Source organism: Prescottella defluvii, from assembly GCF_000738775.1.
In the GTDB taxonomy this organism is placed as follows: Bacteria; Actinomycetota; Actinomycetes; order Mycobacteriales; family Mycobacteriaceae; genus Prescottella; species Prescottella defluvii.
In genome coordinates this window covers 1-9,876 of the sequence record NZ_JPOC01000089.1, presented here as the reverse complement: position 1 = coordinate 9,876, position 9,876 = coordinate 1, and the positions used below count along the sequence as shown (strand labels likewise).

9 protein-coding genes and 1 pseudogene are annotated in these 9,876 nt (G+C 68.6%); 9 read left to right on the top strand and 1 reads right to left on the bottom strand.

Features of this window, described 5'->3' with window-relative positions; genetic code table 11:
• The 5 genes from sucB to IJ15_RS0123505 form a co-directional block, all read left to right on the top strand.
• Nucleotides 1-1,433 (top strand): 2-oxoglutarate dehydrogenase, E2 component, dihydrolipoamide succinyltransferase (gene sucB / locus IJ15_RS0123525; protein WP_031940771.1); only part of this gene is annotated, 1,433 nt, incomplete at its 5' end.
• Between the two features lie 105 nt (nt 1,434-1,538).
• Nucleotides 1,539-2,429: a TIGR01777 family oxidoreductase gene (locus tag IJ15_RS0123520; protein ID WP_031940770.1), complete on the top strand. Its 891-nt coding sequence runs from the start codon at nt 1,539-1,541 to the stop codon at nt 2,427-2,429.
• 61 nt (nt 2,430-2,490) lie between these two features.
• Complete coding sequence (gene lipB, locus IJ15_RS0123515) at nt 2,491-3,252, top strand: lipoyl(octanoyl) transferase LipB (RefSeq protein ID WP_031940769.1); 762 nt, start codon at nt 2,491-2,493, stop codon at nt 3,250-3,252.
• Nucleotides 3,253-3,304: 52 nt separating this feature from the next.
• Nucleotides 3,305-4,321, top strand: a complete 1,017-nt coding sequence (gene lipA, locus IJ15_RS0123510) for a lipoyl synthase (RefSeq protein WP_031940768.1) — start codon at nt 3,305-3,307, stop codon at nt 4,319-4,321.
• Between the two features lie 61 nt (nt 4,322-4,382).
• Nucleotides 4,383-5,138 carry a DUF4191 domain-containing protein gene (locus IJ15_RS0123505; RefSeq protein ID WP_031940767.1) on the top strand — a complete coding sequence of 252 codons (756 nt, stop codon included), beginning with the start codon at nt 4,383-4,385 and terminating at the stop codon, nt 5,136-5,138.
• 84 nt (nt 5,139-5,222) lie between these two features.
• Here the strand turns inward: IJ15_RS0123505 and IJ15_RS0123500 are convergent, their stop codons facing one another.
• Entirely contained in the window at nt 5,223-5,699 is a 477-nt protein-coding gene (locus IJ15_RS0123500; protein WP_031940766.1) for an RDD family protein, read from the bottom strand.
• A 238-nt stretch (nt 5,700-5,937) separates the two neighbouring features.
• Between IJ15_RS0123500 and glnA the strand changes: the two genes are divergently transcribed.
• The 4 genes and pseudogenes from glnA to IJ15_RS0123480 all read left to right on the top strand — a co-directional run.
• Nucleotides 5,938-7,374 (top strand): type I glutamate--ammonia ligase, encoded by a 1,437-nt coding sequence (gene glnA, locus IJ15_RS0123495; protein ID WP_031940765.1) that lies wholly within the window; start codon nt 5,938-5,940, stop codon nt 7,372-7,374.
• 314 nt (nt 7,375-7,688) lie between these two features.
• A complete protein-coding gene (locus IJ15_RS25755) occupies nt 7,689-7,982 on the top strand; it encodes a type VII secretion target (RefSeq protein ID WP_197059902.1) in 294 nt (97 codons plus the stop codon).
• A complete protein-coding gene (locus IJ15_RS0123485; RefSeq protein WP_051919570.1) occupies nt 7,983-9,671 on the top strand; it encodes an alpha/beta hydrolase in 1,689 nt (562 codons plus the stop codon).
• Nucleotides 9,668-9,876, top strand: a pseudogene (locus IJ15_RS0123480) (hypothetical protein); the annotation flags it as partial. The gene IJ15_RS0123485 and the pseudogene IJ15_RS0123480, both read left to right, overlap by 4 nt.

The following is a 9,876-nucleotide window of genomic DNA, read 5'->3' as shown; positions in this document are numbered from 1 at the left end:
CTCCCGCACCGGCACCGGCAGCGCCCGCCGCTGCAGCACCGGCTGCCGGTGCCGCGTCCGGCACGCCGGTCACCATGCCGGAGCTGGGCGAGTCCGTCACCGAGGGCACCGTCACCCGCTGGCTCAAGGCCATCGGTGACGAGGTCGCCGTGGACGAGCCGCTCCTCGAGGTCTCCACCGACAAGGTCGACACCGAGATCCCGTCCCCCGTCGCCGGCATCCTCCTCGAGATCAACGCTCAGGAAGACGACACCGTCGACATCGGCGGTCAGCTCGCCGTCATCGGTTCGGGCGCACCCGCGGCCGCCGCACCGGCGGCTCCGGCTCCGGCCCCGGCCCCGGCCGCACCGGCAGCCCCCGCCCCGGCCCCCGCCGCACCTGCACCGGCTCCGGCTGCTCCCGCGGCACAGGCTCCGGCTGCTCCCGCGGCACAGGCTCCGGCTCCGGCTGCTCCCGCAGCTCCGGCTCCGGCCGCACCGTCGGGTGACGCGCCGTACGTGACGCCGCTGGTCCGCAAGCTCGCGGCCGACAACAACGTCGACCTGTCCAAGGTCACCGGCACCGGTGTCGGTGGACGCATCCGCAAGCAGGACGTCCTCGCCGCCGCCGAGGCCGCGAAGGCACCGGCTGCCGCCGCACCGGCCCCCGCCGCTGCCGCTGCCGCCCCGGCCGCCGCCGCTACCGCCGGCGTGCGTCCGGAACTCGCACACCTGCGTGGCACCACGCAGAAGGTCAACCGGATCCGTCAGATCACGGCAGTCAAGACCCGCGAGTCGCTGCAGACCACGGCACAGCTGACGCAGACCTTCGAGGTCGATGTCACCCGGATCGCCGCGCTGCGGGCACAGGCCAAGGCCGACTTCGCCGAGCGTGAGGGCGTCAACCTGACGTTCCTGCCGTTCTTCGCGAAGGCCGTCGTCGAGGCGCTCAAGGTTCACCCCAACGTGAACGCGAGCTACAACGAGGGCGCCAAGGAGATCACCTACCACGCCGCCGAGCACCTGGGCATCGCGGTCGACACCGAGCAGGGCCTGCTCTCCCCCGTGATCCACAACGCCGGCGACCTGTCGCTGGCCGGCCTGGCCCGCGCGATCGCGGACATCGCCAAGCGTGCCCGCAGCGGTGGCCTCAAGCCGGACGAGCTGTCCGGTGGCACCTTCACCATCACCAACATCGGCAGCCAGGGCGCCCTGTTCGACACCCCGATCCTGGTTCCGCCGCAGGCGGCGATGCTGGGCACCGGCGCGATCGTCAAGCGCCCGGTCGTGGTCCAGGACGAGAACGGCAACGAGTCCATCGGCGTCCGCTCGATGTGCTACCTGCCGCTCACCTACGATCACCGTCTCGTCGACGGCGCGGATGCGGGTCGCTTCCTGACCACCATCAAGCAGCGTCTCGAAGAGGCGTCGTTCGAGGCCGATCTGGGCCTGTAAGGTCCACCGGATCTCGATCGCGACACCCGTCGTAGCCAGGGGCACCATTTCCGCGAGGAATGGTGCCCCTCGGCGTTCAGCCGTCACCGTCGAAGGAGAAATGCGATGCGAATCGTTGTCGCCGGGTCGTCCGGCATGATCGGGCGGGCGCTGGTCGCGTCGCTGCGCGCCGGAGACCACGACGTGACGCGGTTGGTGCGGCGGCGTCCGGCGACGGCCGACGAGCGCGAGTGGGATCCGCAGCGCGGTGTCGTCGACCCGGAGGCCCTGCGCGGCGCCGACGCCGTCGTCAACCTGTGCGGGGCGGGGATCGGGGACAAGCGCTGGTCCGGCGCCTACAAGCAGGCCATCCGGGACAGCCGGCTCACCACGACGGACGTCCTCGCCCGCGCGGTCGCCGACACGGCAGTGCCCGTTCTCGTCAACGGCAGTGCGGTCGGCTACTACGGCGATACCGGCGACCGGGTCGTCGACGAGAGTGCGCCGTCGGGCGGCGGATTCCTTGCACAGGTGTGCCGGGACTGGGAGGCCGCCACCGCCCCGGCCCGCGACGCCGGTGTGCGGACGGTCGCGCTGCGCACCGCGACCGTGCTGGCACCGACCGGCGGCATGCTGGGAAAGCTACGGCCGCTGTATTCGCTCGGTCTGGGTGGCCGGCTCGGCAGTGGCCGCCAGTACATGTCGTGGATTTCTCTGGCCGACCAGATCGCGGCGATCGAGTTCGTGATCGGCCACGACGGTATCGACGGCCCGGTCAATCTGTCCGCGCCGGAACCGGTCACCAACAGGCGCTTCAACGCCGCGATGGGCGCGGCCCTGCACCGTCCCGCGCCGTGGGTGGTGCCCGGGTTCGCCGTCTCCGCGCTGATCGGTGAGTTCGCGCGGGAGGCGGTGCTGTCCGGGCAGCGCGCCGTCCCGACGGCCCTCGACGACGCCGGATTCACGTTCCGGCACGGCACGATCGACGAGGCACTCGCGTACGCGTGCGGACGCTGACCCGTCCCGGCCGGACCGCACGGTTCGGTGGAACACGGCGTCAGGCGTAATCTCTGGGTCCATGAGCAGTGCCACCGCATCGGCCCGATTCAGCACACAGCCGATGGCCGTCGAACATCTCGGAAGCATCGACTACATGGCGGCGTGGGATCGGCAGCGCGATCTCGCCACGACCCGTGCCGACGATGTCGGCCCCGACACCTTGTTGCTCCTCGAGCATCCCGCCGTCTACACCGCCGGCCGTCGTACCGCACCCGAGGACCGGCCCGCCGACGGGACACCGGTGATCGACGTCGACCGCGGCGGCAAGATCACCTGGCACGGGCCCGGCCAGTTGGTCGGCTATCCGATCGTCAAGCTCGCCGAACCGGTCGACGTCGTCAGCTACGTGCGCCGGATCGAGCAGGCCCTCATCACGGTGTGCACCGATCTGGGAATCACGTGCGGGCGCGTCGAGGGGCGTTCCGGTGTGTGGCTTCCCGCCTCCCTGATCGACGGCAACTGGCTGCCCGAGCGCAAGATCGCCGCGATCGGTGTCCGGGTGCAGCGCGGTGTGGCGATGCACGGCTTCGCACTGAACTGCAATTCCGCTCTGGACGGCTTCGACAACATCGTGCCGTGCGGCATCACCGACGCCGGAGTCACGTCGTTGTCCCGCGAGTTGGGTCGCGACGTGACCGTCGACGACGTCACCCCCGAGGTGACGGTTGCGGTCATGGCGGCCCTCGACGGCGAGCTTCCGGTCGCGGTCCACGACATCGAGCGGGTGACCTTCGAGTCCGCACTGCAGACGCCCGAGTTCACTACCGTCCGGTTCGGCTGAGCAGCCCCGCCCAGCCCCGAGCGACGGATCGGTCAGGCGTACCATCGTGCACGTGACTGTCGCCCCAGAAGGACGGAAGCTGCTCCGCATCGAGACCCGAAATGCGGAAACTCCGATCGAACGCAAGCCCAATTGGATCCGGACCCGCGCGAAGATGGGCCCCGAGTACACCGAGCTCAAGGGCCTGGTGAAAAACGAAGGCCTGCACACGGTGTGCGAGGAAGCGGGCTGCCCCAACATCTACGAGTGCTGGGAAGACCGTGAGGCCACGTTCCTCATCGGCGGTGAACAGTGCACGCGCCGTTGCGATTTCTGTCAGATCGACACCGGCAAGCCCACCGCGCTCGACCGTGACGAGCCGCGCCGTGTCGCCGAGAGCGTCCGCTCGATGGGTCTGCGGTACTCGACGATCACCGGTGTCGCCCGCGACGACCTGCCCGACGGCGGTGCGTGGCTGTACGCGGAGACGGTCCGCCAGATCCACGCCCTCAACCCGGGCACGGGGGTCGAGAATCTGGTCCCCGACTTCAACGGCAAGCCGGATCTGCTGGCCGAGGTGTTCGAATCCCGCCCGGAGGTGCTCGCGCACAACCTGGAGACGGTGCCGCGGATCTTCAAGCGGATCCGCCCGGCGTTCCGCTACGAGCGCTCGCTGGAGGTCCTCACCGCGGCCCGCGACTTCGGACTGGTCACCAAGTCCAACCTGATCCTCGGCATGGGCGAGACCCCCGAGGAGGTGCAGCAGGCCATGGTCGATCTGCACGAGGCCGGCTGCGACATCATCACGATCACGCAGTACCTGCGCCCGTCGCCGCTGCATCATCCTGTGGAGCGCTGGGTCAAGCCGGAGGAGTTCGTCGAGCACTCCGAGGCGGCTCAGGAGATCGGCTTCGCCGGCGTCATGGCCGGACCGCTGGTCCGCTCGTCGTACCGCGCCGGCCGGCTGTACGCGCAGGCGATGGCGCACCACGGTCGCGCCCTCCCCGAGGGCCAGGCCCATCTCGCGGAAGCCGGAAGCGCCTCGCAGGAGGCCAGCTCGCTACTCGAACGTCTCGCCACCCGCGCCTGACGCGCCCCGCCCCCTCACCGCGCGCGTAGACCGGCGCGGTGAGGGTCGTATCCTGTGAGGTATGGCGAACGGCAGTAAGTCCGGAAAAGCGGGCAAACCAAGCAAGGAAGCGAAGGCTGCGGCGAAGGCAGCCCGCAAGCAGGCGTCCAAGGAACGTCGGACTCAGCTCTGGCAGGCGTTCCAGATGCAGCGCAAGGAAGACAAGCTGCTGCTGCCGCTGCTGATCGGCACGCTGGTGCTCAGCGCCCTCGTGTTCTTCCTGATCGGCCTCATCTTCGGGATCCAGTGGTTCCTGCTGCCGATCGGCATCCTCACCGGTGTCCTGCTCGGCTTCATCATCTTCGGCAAGCGGGTCCAGAAGACCGTCTACGGCAAGGCCGAGGGCCAGGCCGGCGCCGCCGCATGGGCGCTCGAGAACATGCAGGGTTCGTGGCGTGTCACCAACGCCGTCGTCGGCACCACCCAGCTCGACGCCGTCCACCGGGTGATCGGCCGCCCGGGCGTCATCCTCGTCGCCGAGGGTTCGCCGCAGCGCGTCAAGGGCCTGCTCGCGCAGGAGAAGAAGAAGACCGCGCGCCTGGTCGGCGACACCCCGATCTACGACTTCGTCGTCGGCAACGACGAGGGCCAGATTCCGCTGTCCCAGCTGGCCAAGCACCTGAGCAAGCTGCCCCGCAACATCGACACCAAGCGGATGGACTCCATCGAGTCCCGCCTCGCCGCCCTCGGCAGCCGCAGCGGTTCCGCGCTCCCCAAGGGCCCGCTGCCTCCCGGCGCGAAGATGAAGGGCATGCAGCGCACCATTCGTCGTCGCTGACCTTCTTCCGGCTTAAGAAGCTGAAGGGACCCTTTGTGCGCTCACAGCGCACAAAGGGTCCCTTCAGCCTTCAGGAGGAAACGCTCAGCGGGTACGGACGAGCGCGGTGCCCGTAGCGCGGTCGTGCATGCCGCGGCCGTCGACGTCGGTGATGACGGCGGGTGCGATGAACACGATGAGCGCCTGCCGGGACAGGGCCCGGAGGAAGCCGACGCGCACCGGGGCGTCGACGCGGGCCACCTGCAGCCCCATCATGTACTGGCCCGGGGTGAACGAGAACAGCGAGACGCACACGACGCCGACGGCGAACCACAGCATCAGCGTGTAGGTGCCGACGAGGGAGTTCTCGAGGGGCGCCTCACCGATCAGGAGCATGACGACACCGGCCGAGGTGAACCAGTCGATGGCCAGCGCCGCGACACGACGTCCGGTCGAGGTCAGGGCACCGGGGCCGTCCGCCGGCAATCCCAGCAGTTCGCCACGGTAAGCCTGCGCCTCCGTCTGATCCTTGGGGAGAGCCGCGGAAGGTCCGGAGAGCCAGGAGCCGGTCATACGTGCCATGCCGTCCAGGATAGGCGTCCGGGTGCGCCGGCCGCCGTGACGTCGTCGCGTCGGTGCTGCTCGTCACACCCGCGACGGTGTATCCGGTCACATTCACTGCGTGCCGGGCGTCGAATCCCGACGTGTAACACTGGCGAAACATAGGCTTGATTAACGGGCAACACCGGCTCTCTACCGTCTTGCCTCGACGAAGCCGCCGCAACCCGACCGGCAGGTAACCGACTTAAGGAGCACCAACGTGGCGTTCACCACGGCCGATGAGGTCATCAAGTACATCGCCGAACAGGACATCGAATACGTCGACATCCGGTTCAGCGATCTGCCGGGCGTCCAGCAGCACTTCTCGATCCCGGCCTCCGCGTTCAACCAGGACGTGTTCGAGGACGGCCTCGCGTTCGACGGTTCCTCGGTCCGCGGCTTCCAGTCGATCCACGAGTCCGACATGATGCTGCTCCCCGACGTCTCCACCGCGCGGATCGACCCCTTCCGCAAGGCGCGCACGCTGAACATGGACTTCTTCGTCCACGATCCGTTCACCCGTGAGGCCTACAGCCGCGATCCCCGCAACGTCGCACGCAAGGCGGAGGAGTACCTGAAGTCGACCGGCATCGCCGACACCGCGTTCTTCGGTGCCGAGGCCGAGTTCTACATCTTCGACTCGGTCCGCTACGACTCGCAGATGAACGGCGCGTTCTACGAGCTGGACTCGGTCTCCGGCGCCTGGAACACCGGCAACGACGTCAACGCCGACGGCTCCCCCAACCTCGGCTACAAGGTCCGCGCCAAGGGCGGCTACTTCCCCGTCGCACCGTACGACCACTACGTCGACCTGCGTGACGCGATCTCCACGAACCTCACCAACGCGGGCTTCGAGCTCGAGCGCGGTCACCACGAGGTGGGCACCGGCGGCCAGCAGGAGATCAACTACAAGTTCAACACGCTGCTTGCCGCTGCCGACGACCTGCAGCTGTTCAAGTACATCGTGAAGAACACCTGCTGGCAGTACGGCAAGTCGGCCACCTTCATGCCGAAGCCGCTGTTCGGCGACAACGGCTCGGGCATGCACGTGCACCAGTCGCTGTGGAAGGACGGCAAGCCGCTGTTCCACGACGAGGCGGGCTACGCCGGTCTGTCGGATCTCGCTCGCTGGTACATCGGCGGCATCCTGCACCACGCGCCGTCGCTGCTGGCGTTCACGAACCCGACGATCAACTCGTACCACCGTCTGGTGCCGGGCTACGAGGCCCCCATCAACCTGGTGTACAGCCAGCGCAACCGCTCCGCCGCGGTCCGCATCCCGATCACGGGCAACAACCCGAAGGCCAAGCGCATCGAGTTCCGCGCACCGGACTCCTCGGGCAACCCGTACCTGAACTTCGCCGCGCAGATGATGGCCGGCCTGGACGGCATCAAGAACAAGATCGAGCCGATGGCTCCGGTCGACAAGGACCTCTACGAGCTCCCGCCGGAGGAGGCCCGCAACATCCCGCAGGCCCCCACCAGCCTGTCGGCCGTCATCGACCGCCTCGAGGCGGATCACGACTACCTCACCGAGGGTGGCGTGTTCACGTCGGACCTGATCGAGACCTGGATCGCGATCAAGCGCGAGCAGGAGATCGCCCCGGTCAACCTGCGACCGCACCCGTACGAGTTCTCGCTGTACTACGACTGCTGAGTCGAGCAGCACTCTGACCTGCACTGAAGCGGCTTGATAGCCCCTTCTGTACGCGGTCGGTACGCAGCAACCCGAGACGAGTCCATCCGCGCCGTGATCACAGCAGTGATCGCACTGCGGGTGGACTCGTCTGCGTCAGGCCACAGGTGCCCGTACTTCCCCGTCGGCCATGACCGAGCGGGTATCACCAACCTGCGGTGATCGTGATGGAACCGTTCACGGCTGGGCTGCGTCGAACCACACAGGGCTCCGCTGTGCGCCCCGAGCAGCCATGCTCGGTACCGCGCGCGGCGCAGGTGGACTTGGGGGGCGCATTGGGAGATCAGCTGGGTGTCGATACCGAGGCCTTGCGTTCGCTGGCTGTGTCGTTGACCGGCGAGGCCGATCGGATCGCGGGTATCGACCCGTCCGGTGCGATCGACGCCGCCACCGCCGCGATGCCGGGATCGTCGGTCGGTGCGGCAGCGGCCCGCGCCGGGCGCCCGCTGCTCCAGTCCTACCGCGACATCGCCGAGCGACTGCGCGACATGTCCGCGAACGCGGAGACGAACGCCCGCGTCTACGACGACGCCGACCACGCCTTCCGCCTCACTCTCGAGAGCCTCTAGATGGTCGGGCTCTCACAGCTCCGCGCCTGGCAGCCGGACCTGCTCGCCGCTGCCGGCACCGCGGTCGCCGCCGCGAACCGTGCCTTCGGTGACGCGATGCGGGCGGCCGGATCGCATGTCGACACCGCCATGTCGAGTTGGCAGGGCACCGCCGCGGAGGCGGCCGGATCACGCTCGGCGACAGAGCAGGACACGGCCGGCCGCATCACGACAGCGGTCACCGCTCAGGCCGACGCGTTGACGAACGCCGCGGCCTCGATCGGTCCCGCCCGGCTCACCGCCCTCGCGATCGCCGACGAGGCGATCGCCTCCGGCTTCGCGGTCGCCGACGACGGTCGGGTCGGCGCCCCACCGTTCGTCAGCGGTAACCCGGTCGCCGACCTGCTGATTCAGGCACAACTGGGCGAACAGGCGGCCGTGCTCGAGGCCCGGCTCATGCCCGCTCTCGCGACGGTCGGCGAACTCGACGCCCGCGCCGGCGCCGCCCTGGACGCCGCAACCTCCCAACTCGGCGACACCGGTGCGGCCCGAGCGGGGAACCTCGGAACCGATGGGCTCCCCGAGCCGATACCCGGTGCCACCGCAGCCGACAACAAGAAGTACTGGGACTCGCTCACCGAGGACCAGCGACGCCGGATCATCGAGGAACACCCGGACTGGGTCGGCAACCGCGACGGGATCCCCTCCTCCGTCCGTCACGAGGCGAACGTGAGCCGGTTCGACGACGAACGCTCCCGCCTCGAAGCCGAACGCGACCGACTGCAGGCGAACCTCGACGACAATTTCTTCGGCGGCACGTTCACCAACGACGACGCGGCGCTCTGGTACACCGAGCAGAAACTGCGCGACCTCGACGAGATCGAGGGCATCGGCGCGGACAACCCCGACGGCCGCCTGATGCTGCTCGACCTCCAGTCCGGCGAACGCGGCATGGCCGCGTTCGCCGTCGGCGACCCCGACACCGCCGACCACATCTCCGTCACCACCCCCGGACTGAACACCAACATCGACGACTCCTTCAACAGCATGGTCACCGATGCGGACGCATTGAAGTCCGAAACCGAGAAGCAACTCCAACGCGCCGGTCGCCGCGACGAGACGGTAGCGAGCATCGCGTGGTTGGGATACGAACCACCGCAAACCACCGGCCCAGGGCTCGTCGACGGCGGCCGTGGTGTCGCGGACGTGATGCAGTCCGACCGTGCCACCGCCGGTGCGGACGACCTGGCCCGCTTCTACGACGGCCTCGACGTCGCATCACAGCATCCGGACCCGCACATCACCGCACTCGGCCACTCCTACGGATCACTGACCACCGGCCTCGCGCTCCAGGATCCGGGACCGGGTCAGCCCGTCGACGACGCCGTGTTCTACGGATCGCCCGGCATCAACGCCGACGACGAATCCGACCTCGGCCTCGCCGAAGGGCACGCATACGTCATGGAAGCCGACGACGACTGGTTCGTCGCCGAGGTCGGGAAAACGCACCGATTCGGACCCGACCCCAGCACCTCCAACTTCGAACAACTCTCCACCGACGCTGGCACCAGCCCCGATGGCGTCACCCGCGAAGGCGTCTACTCGCACGGCGGATACCCCCAACTCGGCAACAACCAGGAGCTACGCATGTCCGGATACAACATGGCCGCAGTCGTGGCCGGCCTCCCCGACCAGATGGTGCGCCGATGACCCGCCGAACCCTGCCGCTACTGGCAGCGATCGCCACCCTCACCCTGCTGACCACGGCCTGCGGAGACATCATGGACAACCCCTACAACCACACCGACGAGGAGATCGCGGAAGCAGCCGCGATCCTTCCCACCCTCCCGACCCTCGAAGAAACCGAGGCCGAACTCGGGGAGGCGATACAGGCGATCATGAGCGCCGCCACAAC